We start from the raw sequence: 26340 nt of genomic DNA on the forward strand, positions 1-26340 counted from the left end.
CTACTTCACCGAGGAGAAGGCCGTCGGCGCGAGGAACTGGTTGGAGACATTGGCGACGATCTGGCCGTCCTTCTCCGTCTCGGCGCGCCGGGCGAGCCATTCCGGGTCGGCGGCGAAGGCGTTCCACTTCCTCTCGCGATCGGCAAGCGACTCCCATTGCAGGAAGTAGGTCAGCTCCTGATTCGACTCGCCGACCAACGTGGTGAAGAAGCCGGCCTGCCTGATGCCGTGCTTCTCCCAAAGCTTCAGCGTGATGTTGGCGAAGCGGCTGAGCAGCGCCGGCAACCGGCCCGGCACGCAGCGATAGACGCGCATTTCATAGATCATGCTCTTCTCCCCTTTTGCAACGACCGATCAAAACTTGCCGTCGAAGCGCGGCGCGAAGCCGTCGGCCTTCGAGTCGATGTGGCAACTGAAAGGCGCCCCGAAATGGCAGGGCATCAACCGGGCGCTTGTGCCCGCGCAATGCTCCAGCGCCGCTCTCCTGCTCTTGCGCGCATTGTCCTGATCGAGGCAGGCGAAGCTGTTCCAGTCGGGGTGATAGACCTGCAGCGCGTGGTGCAGGATGTCGCCGCAGAACAGCGCCTTCTCGCCCTTCGACTCGAACTTGATGGCGATCGTGCCGGGCGTATGGCCGGGCGCCGGCTCGACCTTCAGGGTCTCGTCGAGCGCCTGGGCGCCCGTCACCATCTGCGCGAGCCCCGCCTCGACCACCGGCAGCACGGAGTCGCGGAACGAGCCGCCGTTCGCCGGGCCCTTCAACGGGTCACTGTCGAGCTTGTGGTAGAAGTCGTAATCCTCGCGACTGAAGACGTACTTCGCGTTCCTGAACGTCGGCACCCAGCGGCCGTTGTCGAGCCGCGTGTTCCAGCCGACATGGTCGACATGCAGGTGGGTGCACATCACCATGTCGATCTCGTCGGGCTTTACGCCCGCCGCCGCCAGCCGCTCGAGATACCTGGTCTCCATCATGTGCCACTTCGGCCGATAAGCACGCGGCTTGTGGTTGCCGACGCAGGTATCGATCAGGATTCGCTTGCCGCCGATCTTGATCAGCCAGCTATGGACGCTGAGCTTCAGGAAGCCGGAGGCTTCGTCGTAGTGGTTGGGCGAGAGCCAGTCGCGGTGCCGACGGACCACATCGGCGTTCCAGGCTGGAAAGAATTTCACGGCCTCGAAGTTGGGCTCGTAGCTTTCCTCGATACGCGTGACCGTGGCGCTCCCCAGCTTCAGCTCGACCATGCTCGTCCCCTCCTCGCTCGGCGGCGAGCTTAAGCGGCGGATGCCGTCCGGAACAGGCGAACGCCGGACGATTTTCGACAGCCGAACACCGCTCCGGCGCGCCTTCACTGAACGCTCGACGCACCGCAAGGCCCAACCCAAACTATAGACCTTGCTGCATTGCGGGATCACGAACAGCCATGTCCGATGAATTTGTCTGGTGTTCCGCCACAGACCTGGGCCGGCGCTACGCCAGGAAAGACCTCTCTCCAGTCGAGGTCACGAAGCAGATGCTGGCGCGCGCCGACCGATTGCAGCCGCATCTCAATTTCCTCGTTCTGATCGACCACGAGGGCGCACTCGAGACGGCCCGGGCTTCCGAGGCGCGCTGGGCCAAGGGCAAGCCCCTCTCGCCGCTGGATGGCGTGCCCACCTCGATCAAGGACACGACGACGGTCAAAGGTTGGCCGACACGCTACGGCTCTCGCGCGACGGACGAGACGCCCGCGGTCGAGGATGCGCCGGTCGTCGGCCGTCTGCGGGCGGCCGGCATGCCGATCCTGGGCAAGACCACGACACCCGAGTTCGGCTGGAAGGCGCTCACCGATTCGCCGCTTCAAGGCGTGACCCGAAACCCTTGGAACCTCGCACATTCGCCCGGCGGCTCGTCGGGCGGGGCGGCGGCGATGACGGCCGCGGGCGTGGGACCGTTCAACCATGGCAACGACGGCGGCGGCTCGATCCGCATCCCTTCGGCCCATACCGGCCTGGTCGGCCTCAAGCCGTCGTTCGGCCGCCTCGCCCAATATCCGGCCGATGCGCCATTCGCCGACGTCGTGAGCCAGGGCGTCCTGGCGCGCAGCGTCCTCGATACCGCCCTGGCCTTGAATGCGACGGCCGGCCCCGATCCTCGCGACTGGCGCTCCCTGCCGCCGGAAGCGCGCGACTATATGATCGGGCTCGACGGCGGCGTGCGCGGCTGGAAGATCGGGCTCAGTCTCGATCTCGGCCACGTGAAAGCCGATCCGGAAGTCCGCGACCTCGTAGCGGCGGCTGCCCGACGCTTCCAAGAGCTCGGCGCGCATATCGAGGAGGTGGGGCCCCTGATCGAGCCCCTGCAGCAGTCGTTCGAGCCGCTCTGGATCGGCAGCTTCGCCACCCGGCTGCGCCAGATCCCGAGCCAGCTCCACGACAAGCTCGACCCGGGCTTCCGGGCGGCCGCCGAGAGGGGCCTGGCCATCACGCTCGCCGACTACGCCAGATCGTACGAGGCGAGGTCCAGGCTCGCCCGCGACCTGGCGCTGTGGCATCGGAAATACGATCTGCTGCTGGCGCCCGTCACGCCGACCGCCGCCCCGACGGTGGAAACGCTCTACAACTCGGAGAGCTTCCCCCGCTGGACGAAAGGCGCGCCCTACACCTTGCCCTTCAATCTGACAGGCCAGCCGGCCGCCTCGATGCCGGCCGGTCTCACTGCAACCGGCCTGCCGGTCGGCCTTCAGATCGTCGGCGCCCCTCGCACCGACCATCTGGTGCTGCGGGCCATGCGCGCCTACGAAAGCGTCACCAGCTGGGCCTGGCCGCAGCCGAAGGTCGTGGAGGCGCTGGCACGCCTCTAGCGAATGGGGCGGTGACCGCCATTGAAAAGCCGCAGAATGCCTATAATTTCTCTCGCAGAGGACGCCTCTCGACGACCTGAGCGGCCTGTCCATGCGGACGTTGGCTGCAGTGGTCGACGCCGCTGCCGGACCCTCCGCGTTTCAGTATCCACTTTCCGGAGTCGGCGGCCACCGGCGCCGACCTCTTGATCGAGCCAAATCACGGATCCGCCGGTCCGTCGCGTCGTTCCGTCTGCCCGAGCTTGCGGCGCAGCAGCGGTCCGGCCGCAGGTTCGGAGCGGGTCAGGTAAGGACCGCGGCAGGAGGTTGCAATGAGTACGTCCACCGACAGGATGTCCCATCAATGGCGGGACGTCGCCAATCTGATCCTGGGCCTCTGGATGCTGATCTCGCCGTGGGTGCTGGCCTATATCGGCGAGCCGACGGCGGCCTGGAACGCCCACATCGTCGGCATCATCGTCGCCGTAGCGGCGATCGCCGCGCTGGTGGCGTTCCACAAATGGGAAGAATGGGTCAACGTCGCGCTCGGCATCTGGCTGATCGTCTCTCCGTTCCTGCTGGGCTACGCGATGTTGTCCAACGCACTCTGGAACCAGATCGTGCTCGGCATCGTGATCGGCGTCCTGGCCCTCTGGACCGCCGTCACGTCGACTGAACGCGGCGTCACGGCCTGACGCCGAACTGCGTCCGAGGTTGACGCGCCCGACGACAGGCCCTCGCCGGGCGCGAGAGTGCGGGCCGACCAGCAGCGCGCGAACATATTGTTCGGATCAGTCGAGATCCATTCCGTCCATGCCGGCGTTCTTGCGCGCCTTCCTGGCGAGTTCGGTGAGGATCTTGCCAGCCTGATAGGGGTCGATCACCTGCTCGGCCATCGGCCCCTTGTGCCAGCCTTCGGCCACGGCGAACTGGCCGTTGCCGGCCTGGAAGACGCGGCCGGTGACCTCGCGGCTCTGCTCGCTCACCAGCCATGTCGCGACCGGCGCAATCCACCTGGGATCGCGGCGCTTCTTGTCCTCCTCGGAATACTGCCGCAGGTCCTCGGTCATGCGCGTGAAGGCCGAGGGCGAGATCGAGTTCACGGTGACGCCGTAGCGCCCGAGCTCACGCGCCGCGATGATCGTGAAGGAGGCGATGCCGGCCTTGGCCGCGCCGTAGTTGGTCTGGCCGATGTTGCCGTAGATGCCCGACACCGATGTCGTCGTGACGATGCGTGCATCGACCGGGCCGCCCTTCTGCTTGGCGAGATCGCGCCAGTAGGCGGCCGCATGCCGGGCCGGCGCGAAGGTGCCCTTGAGGTGCACCTTGATCACGGCATCCCATTCGTCCTCGCTCATGTTGACTAGCATGCGGTCGCGCAGGATGCCCGCATTCAGCACCAGTGCGTCGAGCTTGCCAAAGGTCTGGATCGCCTGGTCGACCATGCGCTTGGCGCCATTCCAGTCGGAGACGTCGTCGCCGTTGGCGACCGCCTCGCCGCCCTTGGCCTTGATCTCGTTCACGACCTGTTGAGCGGGGCCGACATCGTGGCCCTTGCCGGCGCGATCGCCGCCCAGGTCGTTCACCACCACCTTGGCGCCGTGCTCGGCCAGCATCAGGCAATGCTCGCGGCCCACCCCGCGGGCCCCGCCCGTCACGATCGCCACGCGGCCTTCGCACAATCTCGCCATTGCACCCTCCTGTCTTTTGCGTGTCTGGAAATCCCCGTCCTGCGCTAGTCTAGCGGGTCAAAGAGGAGGATCGCCATGGACACCCTGCCGCTCGTTTCGCCTGAACAGGTTGGCCTTTCCGCAGCGCGGCTCGCGCGCGTGAGCCAGTGGATGAAGGACTGGGTCGACAGCGGGCGGCTGCCCGGCATGGTGACCTGCGTGATGCGCAAGGGCGAACTCGCCTTTGCCGAGGCCTACGGCAAGGCCGACGTCGAGCGCAACAAGGCGGTGCGGCCGGATACGATCTTCCGCATCTACTCCATGACCAAGCCGCTCACCTCGACGGCGATCATGATGCTCTACGAGGAGGGCCGCTTCCAGCTCGACGACCCGATCTCGCGCTTCCTGCCGGCGTTCAAGAGCATGCGCGTCTTCGCCGGGGGCAGCCGAGGCAAGATCGAATCTGTGCCGGCCGAACGCGAGATCACTTTCCGCGATCTCCTGACCCACACCTCCGGCCTCACCTACGGCTTCATGGAAAGCAATCCGGTCGATGCGCTCTATCGCGCCAAGGATGGCGTCGATTTCCAGACGGCGGAGACGAGCCTCGCCGAGGTCGTCGACAAGCTCGCGACCTTTCCCCTGATCGCCCAACCCGGCAAGGCCTGGAACTACAGCGTCTCGACCGACGTGCTGGGCCGCCTGGTCGAGGTGATCGCCGGCGAGCCGTTCGAGAAGTATCTGGTCGAGAAGGTCATCAGGCCGCTCGGTATGGTCGACACGGACTTCCACGTGCCGAAGGAGAAGCATGGACGCTTCGCCGCGAACTACAGTGCCACGCCGGAGGGCAAGCTCTCCCTGCTCGACGATCCGGCCAAGAGCCGCTACCTCAAGCCGCGCAAGGTGAACTCGGGCGGCGGCGGCCTCGTCTCGACGGCCGCCGACTATCTGCGCTTCTGCAAGTTCATGCTGAACAAGGGCGAGCTCGACGGCGTGCGGCTGCTCGGCCGCAAGACGGTCGAGCTCATGACCATGAACCATCTCAACGGCGACATGGCCGACATGGGCACGCCGCGTTTCTCCGAATCGACATACTACGGCATCGGCTTCGGGCTGGGCTTCTCGGTCATGATCGATCCGGCCAAGGCGCATATCGTGGGCACGCCCGGCGAATATGCCTGGGGCGGCGCGGCCTCCACCGCCTTCTGGTGCGACCCCATGGAGGACATGGCGGTGGTGCTCCTGACCCAGCTCATGCCCTCCTCGACCTATCCGATCCGCCGCGAGCTGCGCGTGCTCGCCTATCAGGCGATCGTGGATTGATGCGCAATACCGGGTCCATCACCGTCAGGAAGCTGCATCCGCTCTTCGGCGCGGAAATCTCGGGCATCGACATCACCAGGCCGCTCAGCGTGCGCGAGTTCGGCCCGATCCGGGCGGCGTTCGAGGAGCACTCGGTGCTCCTCTTTCGTGATCAGCCGATGGATGACGAGAAGCAGATCCGCTTCAGCGAATATTTCGGCCCGCTCGAGACCACCGGCAGCGCCAATCCCGCGGCCGGCACCAAGTTCGCCCGTCAGTCGAATCGCGACATCCGGACGGGCGAGCCGATCCCGCCCGACGACATGCGCATGATCTACCAGAAGGCCAACTGCTTCTGGCACTCGGACTCCTCGTTCAAGCGCATCCCCTCGCTCTGCTCCGTCCTGACCGCGCGCATCTGCCCGCCGGAAGGCGGCAACACCGAGTTCCTCTGCATGCGCGCGGCCTGGAACGCGCTGCCGCCGGCGCTGCAGGCGACGATCGGGCCGCTCGTTGCCGAGCATGCGCTCGAATATTCGCGCAACCGCGTCCAGAAGGGAATCCTGAGCGCGAAGGCGCTGGCCGAGCTGCCGCCGGTGAAGCAGCGGCTGTTCCAGGACAATCCGATCAACGGCCGGCGCGCGCTCTATATCGGCGCACATGCCGGCTTCATCGTCGGCTGGCCGCGCCCGACCGGCGAGGCGCTGCTGGCCGAGCTGACGGCGCGCGCCGACCAGCCCGAATTCCGGCTGTCGCATGCGTGGCGCGAAGGCGACGTGATCGTCTGGGACAATCGTGCCGTCCTGCATCGCGCGACGTACTACGATGCGGTGAAGCACAAGCGCCTGATGCAGCGCACGACGATCGGCGGCGATGCACCGACGGTGATGCAATAGGCGATGCCCTACTCGACGTCCGTCGCCCAGCCCGTCAAGCCGACTGCCGCTCCGGACGGCCTTCCGCCCGGGGCGCCGCGCATCCTTGCCGTGGCCACCATCACGATCGGCCTGTCGATGGCGGTGCTCAGCAACTCGATGACCAACCTTGCCCTGCCCTATATCGCGCAGGACCTGGGCATCTCGGCCGAGACCTCGATCTGGATCGTCAACGCGAGCCAGATCGCGCAGATGGTGTGCCTTCTGCCGCTGGCGGCGCTGGGCGACATCGTGGGCTATCGCCACGTCTATCGCGCCGGCCTGCTTCTGTTCTGCATCGCCTCGGTGGGCTGCGTGCTCGCGCCGTCGTTCGCCTGGCTGCTGGCCGCGCGCACCTTCCAGGGACTCGGCTCGGCGGGCCTGATGGCGATTCAGCCGGCGCTGGTACGCGCCATCTACCCGCGCAGCATGCTGGGACGCGGGCTCGGCTTCAATACCACGGTTGTCGCCACGTCGCTTGCGGCCGGTCCCAGTATCGGTGCCGCGCTCCTCACCGTCTCGTCCTGGCCGACCCTGTTCGCGGTCTACATCCCGCTCGGCCTCGCCTCGTTCCTTCTCGGCGAGCGCTATCTGCCGCGCACGGTCCATGTGCAGCGTCCGTTCGACATCCTGTCGGCGATCCTGTCCGGCACCACCTTCGGCTTGTTGATCTTCGGCATCGACGGCATGGCGCACGGCCACACTTGGATGGCGATCCTAGCCGAGATGGGTGGCGCGGCGGCGCTGGGCACGCTTTTCATCTGGCGGCAGATGCGGCTTGCCCATCCGATGATGCCGATCGACATCTTCAGGCGGCCGATCTTCTCACTCTCGATCACCACTTCGAGCTGCACTTTCGTGGCGCAGGGCCTGGCCTATGTCAGCCTGCCGTTCTTCTTCCATACCGTGCTGGACCGCAGCGCCACCGACACCGGCATCCTGCTCACGGCCTGGCCGGCGGCGCTCGCCCTTGTCGCGCCCTTCGCCGGGCGGCTCGCCGACCGCTATCATGCCGGCATCCTGGGGGTGATCGGGCTGGGCAGCATGACGACCGGCCTCGTTCTGACCGCGCTCCTGCCGGAGCATCCTTCGACCGCCGACATCATGTGGCGGCTGATGCTGTGCGGCGCGGGCTTCGGCATCTTCGCCTCGCCCAACAACCGCTTGATGATCAGTGCGGTGCCGCGCGACCGCAGCGGCAGCGCGGGCGGCATCATCGCCACGTCACGCACGCTCGGCCAGACCATGGGCGCGGCGCTGGTGGCGCTGACCTTCGGTCTGTTCGATTTCTCGGCAGGCGGAGAGGAGGCGAACGCCGCCGCTCACGCCGCCCTCTGGCTGGGTGCGGGTTTCGCTGGCACCGCGCTCCTGATCGGCAGCACGCGCATGCGATTGCAGAGGTAGCGACATGATGCGGACAGCTCTTGCCTTGCTCCTGGCGGCCCTTCTCGGCGGCTGCGTCACGGCCTCCGATGGCGACAACTCGCTCGAACGAATGATCCGCAACCACAACGCCGCGGTTCAGTCGGCGGGCTGAGATCACGGCTTCCTAGCCAGTTCGTGATTCCCCATGGCGAGCGAGGCGAACCTATCCTGATCGCGTCAGGAGGTGCCCATGCCTCTTCTGCCGCTGATCATGATCGCGATCCTGATCCTGGACCTTTGCGCCTGCAGCACCGACCCGGGCAAGCAGGCCGCCATCGACGAGATGCAACGCCGGCACACGATTTGGGCGGAGACCATGGGTGGTGGCGGCGGTGGCGGCGGCATGTGATCAGCCGGGCCGGTGCATCTCGCGGAAGAGCGAGGGCGTCATGCCGAAGCCACGCTCGAACGCCGCCCCCAGCCGCGCCGGCGAGCCCAATCCGACACGGCCCGCGATCACCTTCAGCGGCAAATCCCTGGTCATCAAAGTACGCGCCGCCTCGAGCCGCAAGCGCTCGACGAACTGTGCCGGAGTCTTGCCGGTGGCCCCGGTGAACTTGCGATAGAAACTTCGTTCGCTGAGTCCGGCGCGACGGGCGAGCGCCGGCACGTCGAGCGCCGCGTCGAGGTGGGACTGCATCCACTCGATAAGGGCGGCAAACGGCGCCTCGGCCTTCGTCTGGACCTGCAGGAGCGGGCTGAACTGCGACTGATAGCCCGGACGGCGGGCGTAAAGCACGAAATGGCGCGCAATCAGGTTGGCGACGCTGGCGCCGAGATCAGCCTCGACCAAGGCCAGCGCCATGTCGATGCCGGTGGTGACGCCCGCCGAGGTCCAGACCTTGCCGTCGACGACGTAGAGTGCGTCGGCATCGACCGAGAGCGCGGGATAGCGCCGCGCAAGCTTCTCGCAACTCGCCCAGTGCGTGGCCACGCGCTTGCCGTCGAGCAGGCCCGCAGCGGCGAGCACGAAAGCACCGGTGCAGACCGAGCCGTAACGCGCGGCAAACGGTGCCATCCTCTGCAGCCAGCGCCGCACGTCGGTGCGCGCCGTCACTGCCGGCAAGCCGCGCGATCCGCCGGCCACCAGAAGGGTGTCGGCCCGGCCACCGAATCGGCGTGTCTGGATCGCGACTCCACTGTTGGTCGCCACCATGCCGCCGTCGGGCGACAGGATCCGCAGATCGTACGCCCGACGGCCCACCGCCTCGTTGGCCGCGCCGAATACCGCGGCGGGACCGGTGACGTCGAGAAGCTGGCACCCGTCATAGGCCAGGAGAAAGAGACGATGCGTATGCTGCATTGGCAGAAAGTAGATGATATTTGTCATTTCTGCCACCGCTACTTCTTGTCATCCTGAGCGCAGCCAAGAATCTCGCGCCGGCACCAGGCTCGACACACTCAAGAGAGACACCCATGACCGTCCCGCTCCATATCGGCATCCTGATCTTCCCCAAGGTGACGCAGCTCGACGCCACCGGCCCGGCACAAATGCTGGCCCGCGTACCGGACGCCCGGATCCACATGATCTGGAAGACCCGCGAGCCCGTGCCGACCGACGCTGGCTTTTCGATCGTGCCCAACGCCACCTTCGCCGACTGCCCGCAGCTCGACCTCGTCTGCGTGCCGGGCGGCACCGGCCAGATCGACTTGATGACCGATCGGGAGACGCTCGACTTCCTGCGCAAGCAGGCGGCCGGTGCCCGCTACGTCACCTCCGTCTGCACGGGATCGCTGGTGCTGGGCGCCGCGGGCCTGCTCAAAGGCTACAGATCGGCCTGCCACTGGGCCTGGCGCGACATGCTGGCGGATTTCGGCGCCATTCCCGTTGCCGAGCGCGTGGTGCGAGACCGCAATCGAATCTCGGGCGGCGGCGTGACGGCCGGGATCGACTTCGGGCTCGCCGTGGCGGCCGAGCTCGCGGGCGAGGAGGTGGCCAAGTCGATCCAGCTCGGCTTCGAGTACGACCCGCAGCCCCCTTTCGATTGCGGCTCGCCCGAGAAGGCCGGCCCCGAGCGCGTTGCCCGGATGCGCCACCAGCTCTCCGGGCTGCTCGAGATCCGGCGCCGGGCGAACGACGCCGCCGCAGCCCGACTACGCTAGGAGCCTCGCCGCGAAGCGATTGATACAGAAGGACCGTTGGCCGCAGCCCCGGCTGCGGCGATGATGCGACGGGGAGAAGCGTTTCCCGTGCCTTTGACCGTCGCCTCCGTCCGATCTGCTGTCTGTGCGCTCGCGAGCGGCCTCGCGCTGCTGTCCGCTGCCGGCGCATCGGCTCAGGAACTCCCGGCCGCCAAGGGCGACGACCTCCGCCGCGCGCTGATCTGGACGGGCCATTACAGCGTCATGGCCAAGGGTGACGCGACAACCATCTTCCACGACGCGTTCCAGGGTTGGCAGAAGTCGAAAGGCTACCCCGCGGCCGACAGTCTGCCGGACGAGCAGGTGTCCGAGCTCCTGGCCGAGGGAGACAAGCAGCGCGATGCCGTCGGCTGGACAACGCTCGAGGACAAATCGATCGGCTTCTCGATCGGTGTTCCGACCAAGCTCGTGAAATTCGTGGCGGCGCGGCCAAGCGACGGTTCGCTTCGGTACGACTTCGAGGGCAAGGTCGGCTACCGGATCTGGGTCCACTACGGCGATCTGAGCTGCAGCAGGATGGTGGCGACCTATACGAGGTTGCTGCGCTTCGCCCGCCCCTCCTACCGGGCCTACTATGGCGGCGGGTTCGTCATGGCTGCCAACGCCGGCGGCGGCCAGATGGACTACCTCTACGCCCTCTGCCGGACATCGGGCGGTGTCGTTGCCGAGATCGATATCCCCGGCGATCAGGCCGACCGGCAGGAATTTCTGTTCTCGGCCATGGTCGACAGCCTGCGCATCAGCCCCAACTTCAACCCCACGGCCCTCGCGCACCCCAGGATCGCGCCGCCGACACCGACGGCGGCCGACTTCTACGCCGTCTCGGCTTCGGGTCGTCCCAAGGCCGGCTCCAAGCCGTCAGGAACGACCGACGACGCCGGAAAGACCGCCGAGATCAAGCGTGAAGCGCGCGGCGACAGCGATCTCAACACCGAGCAGATCTTCGACAAGGCCTCGGCCGCCGTCTACAAGGTCGACGCCGGCGAGCGGCTGGGCTCGGCGGTGGCGATCAGCGAGCATGACCTGCTCACCAACTGCCATGTCGTGAAGGACAAGGCGCGCGTCACCATCGCCCACGACAAGACGCAGCAGTCGGCGGATGTGATCTCGGTCAACGAAAAGGCCGACCGCTGCGTGCTGCGCGCCGAGACGGCGCTGCCCAAATGGGTGACGGTCCGGCCCTATGACGACATCAAGGTCGGCGAACGCGCGGTGACGATCGGCACACCCCAGGGTCTGGAGCTCACGGTCGCAGAGGGGATCGTCTCCTCCAAGCGCACGCTCGACGGCCGGCGGCTGGTCCAGACGACGGCGGCGATCTCACAGGGCTCCTCCGGCGGCGGCCTGTTCGACGGCGAAGGCCATCTGCTCGGCATCACGACCTTCTATCTCAAGGTCGGGCAGAACCTGAACTTCGCCGTCGCCGCCGAAGACTTCGCGAAATAGCCTACGCCGAGCCGGCCGTCGCGCTTTCGATGGTGACCGCCTTGCCGGCGGCCATGTCGAACTTCAGCCGCTGAACGTAATCGAGGTCGCGGCCGGTCACGCGCACGAACCGGCTGCCCTCGGGGTAGTCGATGGCGTGGATCGCCCCCACATCGTAGATGCCGGCATGGCCGGGCTCGAGGCGGTAGCTCCTGACCTTCTCCAGCCTGGCCTCGCCTGCGCCGGTCCCGGCATCGAGGCGCCGGTACTCGCTCATGTCGGTATGCTTGACCGCCTGGCCGTAGACCGCCCAGGAGCTGCCGTGGTCGTGCGGCGGGCTCTTGTGCGGTTTGGCGTTGCAGTGTGCCAGCACGACGAAGCCGAGATCCTTGTCCTCGTAGAGCTTGCGCGTGCCCATCGGCGCCGAAGGTCCCACCGCCTCGTCGACGAACTGCTGGTTGGCCAGCAGTTTCTCCAGCAATACCCGCACGTGCTCGCGACCGGCGGGTCCAGCGTGCTCCCTGAGTGCCGCCTGCGCGTCCTTGATGAAATTGTCGAGCGTATAGGTCATGGGCAAGCTCCATCGATCACAGGAGAAAGCATCCGCGGCCCGCCGCGATCCGTCAACAAGGCCGCCTTCAGCGCGCCGCACCCAGAAGCCGGCGCGCGATCACCATGCGGTGCACTTCCGACGGGCCCTCGTAGACGCGCATGGTGCGCACTTTCTGCGCCATCAGCGACAGCGGCAGCTCCTGCGTCACCCCCATGGCGCCGAACGCCTGCTGGGCATGGTCGATCACCTCGGTCGCCATCTCGGTGGCGAAGACCTTGATCATCGAGGCTTCCATGCGCACGTCGCGGCCCTCGTCCTGCTTCACCGCGGCATCCATCACCATCAGCCGGCAGGCATGCAGCTTGGTGGCGGCGTCGGCCGCCCACCACTGGATCGCCTGCCGGTCGGCGAGCTTCTGACCGAAGGTCACGCGCTGGTTGGCGTGGGCGCAGAGCATGTCCAGCGCACGCTGTGTCATGCCGATGCACCACGCGCCCATCTGCAGGCGCCGCACGGTGAGGCGAAGCTGCATCGGCGCGAAGCCCGCGCCGACGCGGCCCAGCACCTGGCTCTCGTGCACGCGGCAATCCTCGAACACCACCTCGTAGGTGCGCTGGCCGGCGAGCATCGGAATCGCGCGTGCCACGACGAGTCCGGGCGTGCCCTTGTCGACCAGGAACGCGGTGATGCCGCCGCGCGAGCCGAGATTGGAGTCGGTGACGGCCATCACGATCGTGAAATCGGCACGGGCGATGCGGCTGATCCAGATCTTGCGGCCGTTGATCACCCAGTGGTCACCGGCCTTCACGGCTTTGGTCTTCATGCCGGCGGGATCGCCGCCCGCGCCGGGCTCGGAGATGGCGATGGCCGAGACCGTCTCGCCCGCGGCGTAGGGTTCGAGATACTTCTTGCGCTGCTCGGGATTGGCCGTGGCGAGCAGCATGTGCAGGTTGGGCGAGTCCGGCGGGAAGGTGAAGGGCACACAGGTATAGCCCAGCTCCTCGTTGACCCCGACCAGGGCGACGTTCGGCAGATTGGCGCCGCCCACCTCCTCCGGCACGTCGAGCGCCCACAGGCCGAGATCCTTGCACTGCTTGAAAAGCTTGGCGTTCTCCTCGTCCGACAGCGCGGCAGGCTGTCCGGACGCGAAGCGATCGAGGACGTTCTTCTCGAGCGGGATCAGCTCGTTGGCCACAAACTTCTTCACCAGATCGCGCAGCATCTGATGCTCTTCGCTTACCTTGTACATGTCCCGCTCCTATGGTTTTCCGATTCCCTTGTTCACGAACTCGAGCGTATAGGCCTGCCGCACGTCGAGCCCCTTGGGAAAGACGTCGACATCGACCATCTGCCGATAGAACTCCTGCCAGCGCCGGTCGCTCATGGCGCCAATGCCGGAGGCGAGCGCGTCGCCCGACAGCACGATGCCGCGCTCGGTCATCACCTTGACGGCATAGCGGATGCGGTCGTCGGTCTGATCCGGATTGTCGCGCTTGATGAGCGCGTTCGCCGCCTCGGTCTCCGGGCCGCCCTTCAGGTACTGCGCCCAGCCTTCCAGCGTCGCGTCGACGAAGCGCTGGATCAGCTCCCGCTTCCCGGTCGCGAGCCTGCGTGAGATCGCGATGGTCTCCTGATAGGCGCCGAAGCCTGCGTCGGCGATCAGCATCACTTCGGGCGCCTTGCCCAGGGCCTTGGCGATCGAATAGGGCTCCGAGGAAAGGAAGCCCTGCTGCACCGCATTGGGATCGGCGAGGAACGGCGCCGAATTGAAGGTGTAGGGCCGGAGCTGGCTATCGGAGAGACCATATTTCTTGCGCAGGTACGGCCAGTAGGTGACGCGCCCGCCGTTGCCGATCAGCAGCGTATGACCCTTCAGCTTGTCGAAGCTCGTGACGCCCGAGCCGGGATGGGCGATCAGGACCTGCGGATCCTTCTGGAAGATGGCCGCGATGGTGAAGAACGGCGCCTTTTCCCGGAGGTAGGTGAAGGCCTCGTAGCTGTTCGACATGATCATGTCGACGCGGCCGGCCAGCAGGAGCTGGCTGATATTGAGGCTGGGCCCGCCCGGCCGCAGGTCGCATTCAATGCCGTGCTTGCGGTAGATGCCGGCGGCAATTGCCTGATAGTAGCCGCCATGCTCGGCCTGGGCGCGCCAGTCCGTGTTGAAGCTCAGACGATCGAGCGTTTGCGCGCGCGGCCGCCGCATTACCGGCACGAGCAACGGTCCCGCAAGGCCGAGCACCAGCGCCGCGCGACGGTTGAGCCTCCAGACGCCGGTCATTTCGCCTCCGACCCGATACGCCAGTCGAGATTTATTGCCAGGATTTCCCGGACCGCCACACAGCCAATCAAAAGAGATTCAGCAGACGGTATCCAGTTCTCCCAGAACGGCCGCGTTTCCGGGAGCGCACGGAAATCGGTTGGAAAGGCCGAGACCGCAAGCTTCTCCCGCTTGGCGATCAGCAGCGCCCGCGGCATGTGCCAGGCCGAGGTCACGAGCGCTACACGCCGCTCGCCCACCATGCGATGGACGTACCGCAGGTTCTCGATGGTGTTGATCGACCGGTCCTCCGAAACGATCGCCTCGGACGGCACGCCGAGATCGAGCAGGAAGAGGCGCATGGCGGCGGCCTCGGTCGTCGCCGCCGCGTCCTCGCGGGCCATGAAGCCGCCGCCGCTCACGATGATGCGCGGCGCGATACCCTGGTGAAAGAGCCGCGCCGCGAGCCACATGCGATCGGCGTTGTCGTTCAGGTCGGGAAAGGGCCGAGCCGGTGGCACGGCCGGTATGATGCCGCCGCCCAGCACGACGATGGCGTCGAAGCAGCAGCGCGGCGCCGAAGCCGCGGCGACGCGCGCCTGGTTCTCGAGATGCGCCATCAGGGCATCGCTCACGGGTGGAAAGGACAGGATGGCTATCTCCGCCACCGCGAGTCCCAGGAAGGTGAAGGCCAGCCGCCGTCGGCGCAGGAGCAGCAGCAGAAGGCACAGGATCGCCGCAACGGCGAGCGACGCCGGCGGCAGGATCAGGCTGCCAAGAATTTTCAGGACGATGAAAGTGGTCATGCCGGGCGTGATCGCGGCGCCATACTAGCTCGCGATTGCGCCCGGCAAAGACGGCAAATACCGCTCGCGGCCGGCGATGATGCCGCTCTGCGGACAGGCTCGAATCGACTCCGCCCGCGAGGGAATGGTGCTGAAAGGCACGGGCTCGACGCACCATGACTGAGAGCCCGACCGGGGCCCCGCGAGGCAACCTTCGTGAACGGCGTCCGTTAGCAGGCGGCCCCTTCATCCGCCGGACACGCAGGTTGACCGCTGCCGCCGCATCTTCTCCGCCGCGCAGGCCGGGGATATGGCCTCTGCAGGCCCTGAACTTCTTCATGGCCGACATGCAAGCCGGGATCGGGCCTTTCCTCGGCGTTTTCCTGCTGGGCCATCACTGGGAAAGCGGCCCGATCGGAACTGTGATGACGGCGGGCTCGATCGCCGGCATGTTGATCGCGGCGCCCGCCGGCGCTTTTGTCGATTCGACCCGCCACAAACGCGCCCTGGTGATCGTCACCGGCATCTGCACGGTGCTGGCCTCCGGCATCGTGCTGCTCACGCAGAATTTCTGGCTCGTCGCCATTTCCCAGATCGCGACCGCGATCGCCGGTGGCGCGATCGGGCCCGCCGTCAACGGCATCACCCTCGGCATCGTGCGCCAGGCCGGCTTCAATCGCCAGAACGGCAAGAACCAGGCCTTCAACCATGCCGGCAACATGGCGGGGGCGGCGCTTTCGGGATATCTCGGCTGGCGCTTCGGCCTGCCGGCCGTGTTCTGGCTCGCAGCCGTGTTCGCCGTCCTCTCCATCGTCTCGGTCTCGATGATACCGGCTGGCGTCATCAATCGACGCGCGGCCCGCGGTCTCAAGGAGGAGGGCGCGGACGATGAAGGCCTGCTCGGCCTCGGCGTGCTTCACACCTGCCGCCCGCTCGTCATCCTGGCGGCGGCCCTTGCGCTGTTCAATCTCGGCAATGCCGGCATGCTGCCACTCTACGGGCTCGCGGTTGTTTCCGCCGGGCAAGGCGAGCCGGCGAGCTTCGTCGCCAAGACAATCGTGGTCGGCCAAGGCATCATGATCCTCGGATCGCTCGTTGCCATGCAGATGGCGGAGAAGAGGGGCTTCTGGCTCGTGCTCCTGATCTCGTTCGCCACGTTGCCGATCCGGGCCGTGCTCGCGGCCTATCTCGTCGCCGATTGGGGCGTCTATCCGGTCCAGATTTTGGACGGCATCGGTTCGGGCCTGCAGACGGCGGCCGTCCCCGCTCTCGTGGCCCGCCTGCTGCACGGCACCGGCCGCGTCAATCTGGGCCAGGGCGCGGTCATGACCATCCAGGGCCTGGGCGGCGCGCTCAGCCCGGCGCTCGGCGGGTGGCTTGCCCAGATCATCGGCTACAGCGCGACATTCCTCGTCCTGGGTGCCTTCGCGCTCGTCTCGATCGTCCTGTGGCTGGCTTTCGCCGATTCCCTGCGATCGGCATCGATGGTAGGCAAGGACCAGAAGTCGTGAATTCCACCGCATGCTGATCCAGTCGACGATCTGGGCGATCGCCGCCGTTGCCGCCATGGGCGTAGTCGTCCGGCCGTTCGGCACCCCGGAAGCGATCTGGGCCGTCCTGGGCGCCGCGATCCTCGTGGCCACCGGCCTTCTCTCCTCCAGCGATGCCCTGGTCGGCATCGGCAAGGGGACCGACGTCTATCTCTTCCTGTTCGGCATGATGCTGCTGGCCGAGACCGCGCGGGCCGAAGGGCTGTTCGACTGGGCGGCCGCCCACGCGACGAGACGGGCGAACGGCTCCGCAGGCCGCATGTTCACGCTGGTCTATGTCGTCGGCACGATCGTCACGATCTTTCTGTCGAACGACGCGACCGCCGTCGTGCTGACCCCGGCGGTCGCCGCGGCCGCCCGAACGGCGAAGGCGGAACAGCCGCTGCCCTATCTCCTGATCTGCGCTTTCATCGCCAACGCGGCCTCCTTCGTGCTGCCGATCTCCAATCCGGCCAACCTCGTCCTCTACGGCAGCCAGATGCCGCCGCTGCTCGAATGGCTGCCGCGATACCTGCCTGCCTCCGTCGTGTCGATCATGGTGACGTACGTCATCCTGCGCTGGACGCAGCGCAAGGCGCTCCACCGGCCGATCGCGACCGACATTGCCGTGCCTCGCCTGTCCCATAGCGGCAAGGTGGCGGCCGCCGGCATCGCGACGACAGCGGCCGCCTTGATCGTATCGTCCGCCCTGGACATCCAGCTCGGTTTGCCAACCGCGATTGCCGGCATACTCACGACGTTGATCGTGCTGGTCGTCGAACGCAAGGGGCCATGGGATACGATCAAGGATATCTCCTGGAGCGTGCTGCCGCTGGTCGCCGGCCTGTTCGTGCTGGTCGAGGCGCTCGACAAGACCGGCCTCATCCGGCTCCTCGGCGAGGCCATTCATCGCGCAGCCGAGCAGTCGGTGTCTCAGGCAAGCTGGGCCGTTGGTTTGGCCGTCGCCTTCGGCAGCAACCTGATCAACAACCTGCCGGCCGGCCTGATCGCCAGCAGTGCGCTGCAGACCTCGGCGGTTCCGGACCAACTGACGCGCGCCGCGCTGATCGGCGTCGATCTCGGGCCGAATCTTTCTGTCACCGGATCGCTCGCCACGATCCTCTGGCTGGCCGCTCTGCGCCGCGAAGGCTTGCGCATCGGCGCGGCCGCCTTCCTGAAGATCGGCTTCCTGGTGATGCCGCCCGCCCTTCTGCTGTCGCTGGCGGTTGCCCTCCTCTGAGGTCTCAGGTCTGGTGGCGAACGCGCAGGAAGCTCACGAGCGCCGCCACGCCGGCCACCCCTGCCCCGGCCACGATCGCAACATCGACCGCCTGCATGTGATAAATGCCGAAAAGCAGGGACACCATGGCCGCGCCGGTGGTCTGGCCCAGCAGCCGCGCCGTCGCCAGCATGCCGCTCGCTCCGCCCGAGCGCTCCCGCGGCGCCGACGAAAGCATGGTGCGATTGTTGGGCGACTGGAAGAGGCCGAAGCCCAGGCCGCAAATCGCCATGCGCCAGACGATGTCGAGACCGGACGGATGCGCCGGCAGCATCGCGAGCAGGGCCAGCCCCGCCGCCATGGTGAAGAGGCCGATGCCGCCCAGCAGCCCGGACGGATAACGGTCGGAAAGCCATCCCGCCGCCGGCGCGACGATCGCGGTCGTCAGCGGCCACGGTGTCATCAGGAGGCCGGTCGTCACCTCGCTCAGGCCAAGCATACCCTGGAAGTAGAAGGGCAGTGAGACATAGGCGAGCATCTGGGCGCCGAAGGAGCAGACGGAGGTCAGGATCGACAAGCGGAAGATGGGAATTCGCAAAAGATCGATCGGCAGCAGGGGCGACTTGAGCGCGAGCTGCCGGCGCACCAGCCATATGCCGGCGACCAGCGCGACAGCGAGCTCGGTGACTTCGAGGATTCGGCTTTCCCCCTGGCCCAGGCCGTCGATACCTGTGATGAGAAGCCCGAAGGTGAGTGCATTCAGCACCGCGCTGAGGAAGTCGAAACGCTGGCCCGTGCGGGGATTGACGGGCAGGGAACGCGTGGCGATCGCGAGCGCCACCAGGCCGATCGGGACGTTCACCGCGAAGAGCCAGGGCCAGGAAGCGACGGAGAGGATGCCCGCCGCGACCGTCGGGCCGACAGCCGAAGAGACACCGACCAGCAGCGCGTTGATGCCGATGCCGCGGCCAAGCTGGTTGCGCGGATAGATGTAGCGCACGAGCGCGCCGTTCACGCTCATGATGCCCGCGGCGCCGATGCCCTGCACCACGCGCGCCGCGGTGAGCGTGCCGAGAGAATTCGACAACGCGCAGGCGAGCGAGCCCAAGGTGAATATCGCCAGACCGATCTTGTAGATGCGGCGATAGCCGTAGTGCTCGCCGAGCGAGGCGCAGGGCAGCAGCGAAATGGTGATGATGAGCTGGTAGGCGTTGACCACCCAGATCGAGCTGGCGGGGCTTGCGTGCACGTCCGCTGCAATGGTCGGCAAGGCAACGTTCGCGATCGCACCATCAAGCACCGCCATGATGAGGGCGAGTGCCACCGTCAGCATCGCCCAGTAGCGTTGCGGCGTTGGCAAACCGTCGGAAGCTTCCATGAACCTTCTTACCATCCGGTCCATGGACCACGATCCATGCAGATTGGGCGCGGCTTCAACCCAGCGATGCGGCACAGGAGGAACAGATGCGACTCGAGCCGGCTTTTCTGTTCGATCTCGACGGCACGCTCGTCGATTCCGTCTACCAGCATGTCCTCGCCTGGAAGGAAGCGCTGGATGCCGAGGGGATCGATCTGTCCGTCTGGCGCATCCACCGCAAGATCGGCATGAGCGGCGGCCTGTTCACCAACCAGCTCCTGCGCGAGACCGGCCTCGAAATCAGCGCCGGCCTGGTCGATCGACTGCGGGAACGCCATGCCGACGGCTATCGCAAATTCGCGGCGACGATCCGTCCGCTACCGGGCGCGCGCGAGCTGCTCTCGTGGCTGACCGATGGCGGAATACCTTGGGCCATCGCCACCAGCGGCCGCATGGAGACGGCCGCCGTCAATCTCGCCGCGCTCGGCGTCGACGCCCACAGGACGCCGGTCGTCACGCGCGACCAGGTAAAGTATGCCAAGCCCGATCCGGATCTGTTCCTCGCGGCTGCGCAGCGGCTGGGCATTTCCACCGATACCGCCATCGTGGTCGGCGACAGCATCTGGGACATGCTGGCCGCCACGCGCTGTCGTGCGCTGGGTGTCGGCCTGCTGAGCGGCGGTTATGGGTCGGACGAGCTGCGCCAAGCCGGCGCGTTCCGGGTCTACGACGATCCCGCCGACCTCCTGCGCCACATCGACGAGGTCGGCGGCCGGCGATGATCCAGCGATGCCGACAGCACCACTTCCGACCGTCGAATTACGGCCCCCTGGTCGCATTGACTCTGCGCTGCGCCTGGCGGCAAGAACATTCTGAATGAACGTCCATTGATGGGTGTGGATCATGGGTTCGCTTAAGCTTGGTCGTCGTCAGTTCGCGATCGCCGCCAGTGCCGGGGCGGCCGGTCTTGCCTTTCCGGCTCTTGCCCAGGGCGAGCCGATCAAGGTCGGCGTGATCGTACCCCTATCGGGCGCCGCCGGCCCCAACGGCCAGGCGGTGCTGCACGCCGTGACGGTCGCGGCCGACATGGTCAATGCCGCAGGCGGTGTCATGGGCCGCAAGCTCGCGGTGGTGGCCAAGGACGACGAAAGCACGCCCGCCGTCGGCGTCACGCGCGCCAACGAGCTGGCGGCGGAGAAGGTTGCGGTCGTGATCGAGGGCTGGAACAGCCCGGTGACGCTCGCCATGCAGCCGGTGCTCGCCCGTGCCGACATCCTCGATATCACCGCAGTGTCGAAGGCGGACCAGATCCTGTCTGGAAAGGCCAATCCCTACGCGATCCGCATCAACAGCCCCAACGGACAGGACGGCGCGGTGATCGCCGATATCCTCGCCAACAAGCTGTCCGCCAAGCGCATCGGCTTCATGACCGAGAACGACGCCTACGGCAATGGCGCGCAGCAGGTGATCGAGGCGGAACTCAAGGCGACCGGAAAGCCCTGGGAAAACGTCGTCGTCGAGAAGTTTCCCTTCAAGCAGACGGACTTCCGCGTGAGCCTGACCAGCGTGAAGCAGGCCAAGCCCGACGCCGTGGTGGCGATCAACGCGGCCGAATCGTCAGGCATGCCGGCGCTGATCCAGCAGTATCGCCAGGCCGGCATCGAGGGTGTGCTGGTGGGGGCGGTCGGCACTATCCTGCCGACGGTCTTCAAGATCGCCGGCGAGGCCATGACCGGCGTGGTGTCGGCCGACATCTATTTCCCCGACCTTCCGCCGTTCAATGCCATCAAGGCGAACCTCGAGTTCATTGCTGCCTATCGCAAGGACCACAACGAGACGCCGGACAAAGGGGCGGCACTGGGTGCAACGGCGCTGCAGGTCTGGGCTTCCGCCGCCAATGCCACCAAGAGCCTCGACCGCAAGACGGTGGCGGGCGCGATCCGCGGCAAGACGATCAAGGGCACGATCCTGGGCGACCTCAGCTTCGAGGCCGACGGCCAGGCCAAGCAGCGATACACCGTCTTCAAGGTGACCGACGGCAAGACGGCCAAGATCGAGGTCCTGAAGTAGCTTTGAGCCCGGCAGCACCGCCGCTTCTGCGTGTCGAGGGACTGACCGTCCGTTATGGCGCCCTGACCGCGCTGAAGGACATGTCCTGGCAGGTCTCGGCCGGCGAGATCCTGGGCATCATCGGACCGAACGGCGCCGGAAAGAGCTCCTGCTTCGCCGCTGTCACCCATGCCGTGCCGCGGCTGGGCGACGTCTGGCTGGCCGGCGAGCGCGTCACCGATCTGCCGACCTTCCGACTCGCCCGCCTCGGCCTGCGCCGCACCTTCCAGCAGAACGCCTTCTTCGGCGAGCTCTCGATTCTCGAGAACGCCATGGCCGCCATCCTGCGCGAGCACTCGACTTCCCTGTCGCGCTCGATCCTGCTGCCCTGGAGAGAGGCGGCGACACGGCAAGCGGCGGAGCGGGCGGCGGCGGAACTTCTCACGTCGTTCGGCATCGAGGCAGCGGATCACGCCAAGCGTCCGGCCGATATCGCCTATGGAACGCAGCGGCTGCTGTCGGTCGTGCTGGCCTACGGCGCCGGCGCACAGGCGCTGCTGATCGACGAGCCGGCGGCCGGCACGGGCGGCCCCGACATGCAGCGGCTGGCGGACCTGCTGGTCGAGCTGCGCCGCCGTCGAGTGGCGGTCGTGGTCATCGAGCATCACATGGACCTCATCATGGCGGTCGCCGACCGCATCGTCGTGATCGAGCAGGGCCGCAAGCTCGCCGAGGGGACGCCGGCCGATATCCAGCGCAACGAAGCCGTGCTCGAAGCCTATCTGGGGCGGGCGGCATGACGGACGCGCTCGACGCCTCCGCGATCTCGGTTCGCTACGGTGGCAACCTGGCCGTGGACGGCGTCGATGTCGTCGTGCCGGCGGGCCGCATGATCGGCGTCATCGGCGCCAACGGCGCGGGCAAGAGCACGCTCGTCAATGCGCTGGCCGGCTGGTCCCGCGGCCGTCCGGCGGTGCGCGGCACGGTCCGGCTGGCCGGCGAGCCGATGGACGGCCTGCCGCCGCACCGGCGCGCCGCGCGCGGCCTCGTGCTCGTGCCCGAAGGCAAGGGCATCTTCGCCGACCTCACCGTGGCCGAGAACCTTGCCCTGGTGCGTCCGCCGGCCGACGTGACCGGACGGCATCTTTTCTCGATGGAAGAGATTTGCGGGCTCTTCCCGCGCCTCGCCGAGCGCCGCGAGCACAAGGGCGGAATGCTGTCGGGCGGCGAACGGCAGATGGTGGCGGTGAGTCGCGCGCTGCGCGCCGCGCCGCGGGTCCTGCTGCTCGACGAGCCGTCGGCCGGGCTGGCGCCACGACTCGTCTATGAGCTCCTGGCCACCATGCGGACGCTGGTCGACCGCGGCCTGTCCCTTCTGCTGGTCGAGCAGAACGTCCGCGCCACGCTGGAGCTGGTCGACGAGCTTTACCTCCTGGAGCGCGGCAGGCTCGTTGCCAAGGGAGCGCCCGCCGCGATGAAGGACGATCCGCGCATCCTCGACGCCTATCTCGGAAGCCTGAAGACATGAACCTCGCGCAACAGATCCTGAACGGTCTGGTGCTGGGCTCGGGCTACGCCCTGATCGCCATCGGCTGGACGGTGCTGCTGGGCGCGGCACGGCTGGTCAACTTCGCCCACGGCCAGCTCTACATGCTGGGGGCCTTCCTCGCCTGGCTGGCGATTCAGAAGCTCGGAGTCTCCTACTTCGTCGCCGTGCCGCTCGCGGTGCTGGTGCTCGGCCTGCTGGGGATCGTCCTGCAGGGCATGATGCTGCGCCTGGTGATGCAGCAGAACCTGACCAGCCTCATGATCGTGACGCTGGGCTTCGGTTACATAATCCAGGGCCTCGCCCCGCGCCTGTTCGGCGCCGATCCGCAAGTCCTCAAGAGTCCGCTCGAAGCGGCAAACCTCCGCTTCGGCACGCTCTGGTTCACCTGGCAGGACGTGGCGATCATCGTCGGCACGCTATTGCTGTTCGCCGTGCTCTGGCTGGTGCTGAACCGCACGCGTACCGGCGCCCTGGTGCGCTCCGTCGCCGAGGACCCCAAGCTCGCACAGCTATTCGGCATCAATGCCACGCTGGTCTATATCGGCGTGTTCGTCTTCGAATGCGCGGCCGTGGCACTGGGTGCCGGCCTGGTGGCGCCGCGCAGCCCGATTCTCACCAGCATGGGCTTCGACGAGGTCATCCTGACCTTCGTGGTCGTGGTGCTGGGCGGCATCGGCAGCATCGGCGGCAGCCTGCTGGCAGGCCTCGGGCTCGGCATGTTCACCGCCCTTTTTGGCGCCCTCGTGTCCCCGGCCTACACGACGGCGGCGGCTTTCCTCGTGCTGCTGGCGGTGCTGGTGATGCGGCCGCGCGGACTGGGGGCCCGATGACGGCGCGGCTTGCGACCCCGGCGGCGCTGGTTCTCGCGGCGCTCGCCTATTTCGCGCCCACCGTCGCGGGCGGCGCGCCCGTGGTCTATGCCGCCTGCACCACGATCGCGATCCTGGCGGTTATGGCCTATGGCGCCGATCTCATCCTCTCCTATCTGGGCGAGGTGAGCCTCGGCCACACGATCTTCTGGGCAGCGGGCGGCTATGCCGCCGCCCTGCTGGCCGTCAATGCCGGCTGGGACGGCTGGGCGACGGCCGGCGCCGCGATCGTGTTGTCCATGGCTCTCGCGGCGGTGCTGGGCTTCGCGACGCTCAGGACGCGCGAGTTCGTCTTTTCGCTCGTCACCTACGCCGCCGCCGTCGTGGCCATGGAGATCGCCTTCAACTGGTCCTTTCTGGGCGGATCCGACGGTATCGTGGGCGTGCCGCCGCTCGAGCTCACCCTGTTCGGCTACGGCATAAAGGGGTCCGACAATGCCGGCCTGTGGTCGGTGGCGTGGGCGCTCCTGATGACGACACTCCTCTTCATTCATCGCTTCCGCCGCTCGCGTCTGGGCACCAGCGCGCTGATGGTGCAGATGAATCCCGACCTCGCGATGGCGCTCGGCATCGACGCGCGGACCGTGCGCATCCTGGTGTTCATCGCTTCCGCCCCGATCTCGGCGCTGGCGGGATGGCTCTACGCCTATCAGCGCGCCTATGTCGGCCCCGATATGTTCGAGAGCTATTTCCTGGTGCTCATGCTGACGGCGATCGTGATCGTCGGCCGCCGGCTGCTGCTCGGGCCGCTGATCGGCACCGCGCTGATCATCGTGCAGCAGACTTTCTTCTCGATCGGCGGCGATGGCGACAAGATCGTGCTGGGCGCCGTCCTGGCCGGTATCCTGCTGTTGTGGCCGAGCGGCCTGATCGGTGTCTGGGAAATCCTGCGGCAGAGGCGGCGGCATGCAGGATGAATACGATTTCATCATCGTCGGCGGCGGCTCGGCCGGCGCGGTGCTGGCAGCGCGGCTGACCGAAAACCCGGGGATCCATGTGCTGCTGCTCGAGGCCGGCCGCGACTTCCGCACCGGCGAGACCCCGCAGCACATCCGCATCCCCAATCCGCTGCGCGCCATCGCCGACGACGACTACCGCTGGCCGAAGCTGCTCGCCCGCCGCACGGAACGGCAGGCGCCGAAGCTTCTGTGGCGCGGACGCGCGATCGGCGGCAGCTCCACGATCAACGGCCAGATCGCGATCCGCGGCCTGCCCGAGGATTTCGAGGACTGGGGCGCGGCGGGCTGCGCCGGCTGGGGATGGGCCGATGTCCTTCCTTATTTCTGCAGGCTCGAAAGCGACGTCGATTTCGGTGACGCGCCCTACCACGGCAAGGAGGGACCGATCCCTGTTTACCGCGCCCCGGTGGAGGCGTGGGGCCATGTCGACCGGGCGCTGATGAAGGCGGCGCTCGGCCTCGGCTACGGCTGGTGCGAGGATCACAACGCGCCGGAGGGAACAGGCGTCTCACCCTATGCCATCAACAGCCGCCATGGCCTGCGCATTTCGACCAACGACGGCTATCTCGAGCCCGTGCGCGAGCGGACCAACCTCACGATCGTCGGCAACGCCCTCGTCGACTGCCTGCAGCTCGAAGGCAATCGCAGCCACGTGAACGGCGTGCGCGCCCGGCTCGGCGGCGCGCTTCGGACGGTGCGCGCACGGCGCGAGGTGATCGTCTCCGCCGGCGCCATCCATTCCCCTGCCCTGCTGCAGCGATCGGGCATCGGGCCGCGCAAGGTGCTCGAGCCGCTGGGCATGAGGATAGTGGCCGATCGCCCCGTGGGCGAGCATCTGCTCGATCATCCGATCCTCGGTCTCATGCTCGATCTCCGCGAAGAGGCTCGCGTGAGCACCCTTGCGCACCGGCATACCAATTGCTGCGTGCGCTATTCCTCGAAGCTCGGCGGCGCGGGCATCAACGGCATGATCTTCATCGCCGGGAACCTGCGGCCGGAAGAGGACGGCGGCACCGGACGCGCGCGCCTCGCCGTCTCGGCCTTCCAGGCCTTCAGCGAAGGCAGCGTCCGCATCACGACGCTCGATCCGGGGACGGACCCTCGGGTCGACGAGCGCATGCTGTCCGATCCGAGCGACCTTCTGCGCATGCGCGACGGCGTGCGGCGGCTTCGCGAGATCTGCCTGCGCCCCGAGATCCAGGCCATATCGACCGGGATCGAATATGGGACGAGCGGCCGGCCCATCGACGAGCCGCTCGAGGGGGCGGCGCTCGACGACTGGATGCTGGCCGAGTGCTCCGATGCGCAACACGCCAGCGGCACCTGCCGCATGGGCGCGTCCGACGATCCGCGGTCGGTCGTCGATCCCGACTGTCGCGTGATCGGCTGCACCGGCCTGCGCGTCATCGACGCCTCGATCATGCCCAGCGTCGTGCGCGCGAACACGCATCTGACGACGGTCATGATCGCGGAGAAGATGGCCGACAGGCTGAAGCGGCCAGCCGACCGCTAGA

Annotated in this window: 27 protein-coding genes; 18 read left to right on the forward strand and 9 right to left on the reverse strand. The window is 67.1% G+C overall.

Annotation, left to right across the window (positions count from 1 at the left end):
• On the reverse strand, positions 1–327 hold the full coding sequence (locus OJF58_RS05150) for an NIPSNAP family protein (protein ID WP_300782234.1): 327 nt from the start codon (positions 325–327) through the stop codon (positions 1–3).
• Between the two features lie 27 nt (positions 328–354).
• On the reverse strand, positions 355–1242 hold the full coding sequence (locus OJF58_RS05155) for an MBL fold metallo-hydrolase (protein ID WP_300782236.1): 888 nt from the start codon (positions 1240–1242) through the stop codon (positions 355–357).
• 179 nt (positions 1243–1421) lie between these two features.
• Here OJF58_RS05155 and OJF58_RS05160 point away from each other — a divergent pair, with 179 nt between their 5' ends.
• Both OJF58_RS05160 and OJF58_RS05165 read left to right on the forward strand, forming a co-directional pair.
• Positions 1422–2840, forward strand: coding sequence for an amidase (locus OJF58_RS05160; protein ID WP_300782239.1), 1419 nt, complete (start codon positions 1422–1424; stop codon positions 2838–2840).
• Positions 2841–3151: 311 nt separating this feature from the next.
• Positions 3152–3514 carry an SPW repeat protein gene (locus tag OJF58_RS05165; RefSeq protein ID WP_300782241.1) on the forward strand — a complete coding sequence of 121 codons (363 nt, stop codon included), beginning with the start codon at positions 3152–3154 and terminating at the stop codon, positions 3512–3514.
• A 96-nt stretch (positions 3515–3610) separates the two neighbouring features.
• On the opposite strand, the gene OJF58_RS05170 is transcribed toward OJF58_RS05165, so the two are convergent.
• Positions 3611–4510, reverse strand: a complete 900-nt coding sequence (locus OJF58_RS05170) for an SDR family NAD(P)-dependent oxidoreductase (protein WP_300782244.1) — start codon at positions 4508–4510, stop codon at positions 3611–3613.
• Between the two features lie 75 nt (positions 4511–4585).
• On the opposite strand from OJF58_RS05170, the gene OJF58_RS05175 reads away from it, so the two are divergent.
• The 5 genes from OJF58_RS05175 (at position 4586) to OJF58_RS05195 (ending at position 8479) form a co-directional block, all read left to right on the forward strand.
• Complete coding sequence (locus OJF58_RS05175; protein WP_300782246.1) at positions 4586–5812, forward strand: serine hydrolase domain-containing protein; 1227 nt, start codon at positions 4586–4588, stop codon at positions 5810–5812.
• The gene (locus tag OJF58_RS05180; protein ID WP_300782249.1) at positions 5812–6687 is read left to right on the forward strand and encodes a TauD/TfdA family dioxygenase; all 876 of its coding nucleotides are present in this window, start codon (positions 5812–5814) and stop codon (positions 6685–6687) included. The genes OJF58_RS05175 and OJF58_RS05180 overlap by 1 nt, the downstream gene beginning before the upstream one ends.
• Before the next feature lie 3 nt (positions 6688–6690).
• A complete protein-coding gene (locus tag OJF58_RS05185; RefSeq protein ID WP_300782252.1) occupies positions 6691–8109 on the forward strand; it encodes an MFS transporter in 1419 nt (472 codons plus the stop codon).
• Between the two features lie 4 nt (positions 8110–8113).
• Positions 8114–8242 carry a hypothetical protein gene (locus OJF58_RS05190; protein ID WP_300782255.1) on the forward strand — a complete coding sequence of 43 codons (129 nt, stop codon included), beginning with the start codon at positions 8114–8116 and terminating at the stop codon, positions 8240–8242.
• A 78-nt stretch (positions 8243–8320) separates the two neighbouring features.
• Positions 8321–8479: a hypothetical protein gene (locus OJF58_RS05195; protein WP_300782257.1), complete on the forward strand. Its 159-nt coding sequence runs from the start codon at positions 8321–8323 to the stop codon at positions 8477–8479.
• Here the strand turns inward: OJF58_RS05195 and OJF58_RS05200 are convergent, their stop codons facing one another.
• On the reverse strand, positions 8480–9460 hold the full coding sequence (locus tag OJF58_RS05200) for a GlxA family transcriptional regulator (protein WP_300782259.1): 981 nt from the start codon (positions 9458–9460) through the stop codon (positions 8480–8482).
• A gap of 86 nt (positions 9461–9546) precedes the next feature.
• Between OJF58_RS05200 and OJF58_RS05205 the strand changes: the two genes are divergently transcribed.
• The gene (locus OJF58_RS05205; RefSeq protein WP_300782262.1) at positions 9547–10233 is read left to right on the forward strand and encodes a DJ-1/PfpI family protein; all 687 of its coding nucleotides are present in this window, start codon (positions 9547–9549) and stop codon (positions 10231–10233) included.
• Positions 10234–10320: 87 nt separating this feature from the next.
• Positions 10321–11718, forward strand: coding sequence for a serine protease (locus tag OJF58_RS05210; RefSeq protein ID WP_300782265.1), 1398 nt, complete (start codon positions 10321–10323; stop codon positions 11716–11718).
• A 1-nt stretch (position 11719) separates the two neighbouring features.
• On the opposite strand, the gene OJF58_RS05215 is transcribed toward OJF58_RS05210, so the two are convergent.
• The 4 genes from OJF58_RS05215 to OJF58_RS05230 all read right to left on the reverse strand — a co-directional run bounded on the left by OJF58_RS05215 (position 11720) and on the right by OJF58_RS05230 (position 15316).
• A complete protein-coding gene (locus tag OJF58_RS05215; protein ID WP_300782267.1) occupies positions 11720–12268 on the reverse strand; it encodes a hypothetical protein in 549 nt (182 codons plus the stop codon).
• A 67-nt stretch (positions 12269–12335) separates the two neighbouring features.
• Entirely contained in the window at positions 12336–13499 is a 1164-nt protein-coding gene (locus OJF58_RS05220; protein ID WP_300782270.1) for an acyl-CoA dehydrogenase family protein, read from the reverse strand.
• Positions 13500–13508: 9 nt separating this feature from the next.
• Entirely contained in the window at positions 13509–14531 is a 1023-nt protein-coding gene (locus tag OJF58_RS05225) for an ABC transporter substrate-binding protein (RefSeq protein ID WP_300782272.1), read from the reverse strand.
• Positions 14528–15316 (reverse strand): YdcF family protein, encoded by a 789-nt coding sequence (locus tag OJF58_RS05230; RefSeq protein WP_300782275.1) that lies wholly within the window; start codon positions 15314–15316, stop codon positions 14528–14530. The genes OJF58_RS05225 and OJF58_RS05230 overlap by 4 nt, the downstream gene beginning before the upstream one ends.
• Positions 15317–15561: 245 nt before the next feature.
• Between OJF58_RS05230 and OJF58_RS05235 the strand changes: the two genes are divergently transcribed.
• Complete coding sequence (locus tag OJF58_RS05235; protein WP_366526818.1) at positions 15562–16806, forward strand: MFS transporter; 1245 nt, start codon at positions 15562–15564, stop codon at positions 16804–16806.
• Positions 16807–16816: 10 nt separating this feature from the next.
• Entirely contained in the window at positions 16817–18064 is a 1248-nt protein-coding gene (locus OJF58_RS05240) for an arsenic transporter (protein WP_300782278.1), read from the forward strand.
• 4 nt (positions 18065–18068) lie between these two features.
• Here the strand turns inward: OJF58_RS05240 and OJF58_RS05245 are convergent, their stop codons facing one another.
• Positions 18069–19421 (reverse strand): MFS transporter, encoded by a 1353-nt coding sequence (locus tag OJF58_RS05245; RefSeq protein WP_300782281.1) that lies wholly within the window; start codon positions 19419–19421, stop codon positions 18069–18071.
• An 86-nt stretch (positions 19422–19507) separates the two neighbouring features.
• Here OJF58_RS05245 and OJF58_RS05250 point away from each other — a divergent pair, with 86 nt between their 5' ends.
• From OJF58_RS05250 to OJF58_RS05280, 7 genes are all read left to right on the forward strand, one after another.
• Positions 19508–20182, forward strand: a complete 675-nt coding sequence (locus tag OJF58_RS05250) for an HAD family hydrolase (RefSeq protein ID WP_300782284.1) — start codon at positions 19508–19510, stop codon at positions 20180–20182.
• Positions 20183–20303: 121 nt separating this feature from the next.
• Positions 20304–21470 carry an ABC transporter substrate-binding protein gene (locus OJF58_RS05255; RefSeq protein WP_300782287.1) on the forward strand — a complete coding sequence of 389 codons (1167 nt, stop codon included), beginning with the start codon at positions 20304–20306 and terminating at the stop codon, positions 21468–21470.
• Positions 21471–21472: 2 nt separating this feature from the next.
• The gene (locus OJF58_RS05260; RefSeq protein WP_300782289.1) at positions 21473–22249 is read left to right on the forward strand and encodes an ATP-binding cassette domain-containing protein; all 777 of its coding nucleotides are present in this window, start codon (positions 21473–21475) and stop codon (positions 22247–22249) included.
• Complete coding sequence (locus OJF58_RS05265) at positions 22246–22977, forward strand: ABC transporter ATP-binding protein (protein ID WP_300782292.1); 732 nt, start codon at positions 22246–22248, stop codon at positions 22975–22977. The genes OJF58_RS05260 and OJF58_RS05265 overlap by 4 nt, the downstream gene beginning before the upstream one ends.
• Entirely contained in the window at positions 22974–23828 is an 855-nt protein-coding gene (locus OJF58_RS05270; RefSeq protein ID WP_300782294.1) for a branched-chain amino acid ABC transporter permease, read from the forward strand. Before OJF58_RS05265 ends, OJF58_RS05270 begins: the two co-directional genes overlap by 4 nt.
• Positions 23825–24784 (forward strand): branched-chain amino acid ABC transporter permease, encoded by a 960-nt coding sequence (locus OJF58_RS05275; protein ID WP_300782297.1) that lies wholly within the window; start codon positions 23825–23827, stop codon positions 24782–24784. Before OJF58_RS05270 ends, OJF58_RS05275 begins: the two co-directional genes overlap by 4 nt.
• A complete protein-coding gene (locus OJF58_RS05280) occupies positions 24774–26339 on the forward strand; it encodes a GMC family oxidoreductase N-terminal domain-containing protein (RefSeq protein ID WP_300782299.1) in 1566 nt (521 codons plus the stop codon). The genes OJF58_RS05275 and OJF58_RS05280 overlap by 11 nt, the downstream gene beginning before the upstream one ends.
• Position 26340: the final 1 nt, after the last annotated feature.

Origin of the sequence: Enhydrobacter sp., from assembly GCF_030246845.1 — a bacterium.
Classification (GTDB): domain Bacteria; phylum Pseudomonadota; class Alphaproteobacteria; order Reyranellales; family Reyranellaceae; genus Reyranella.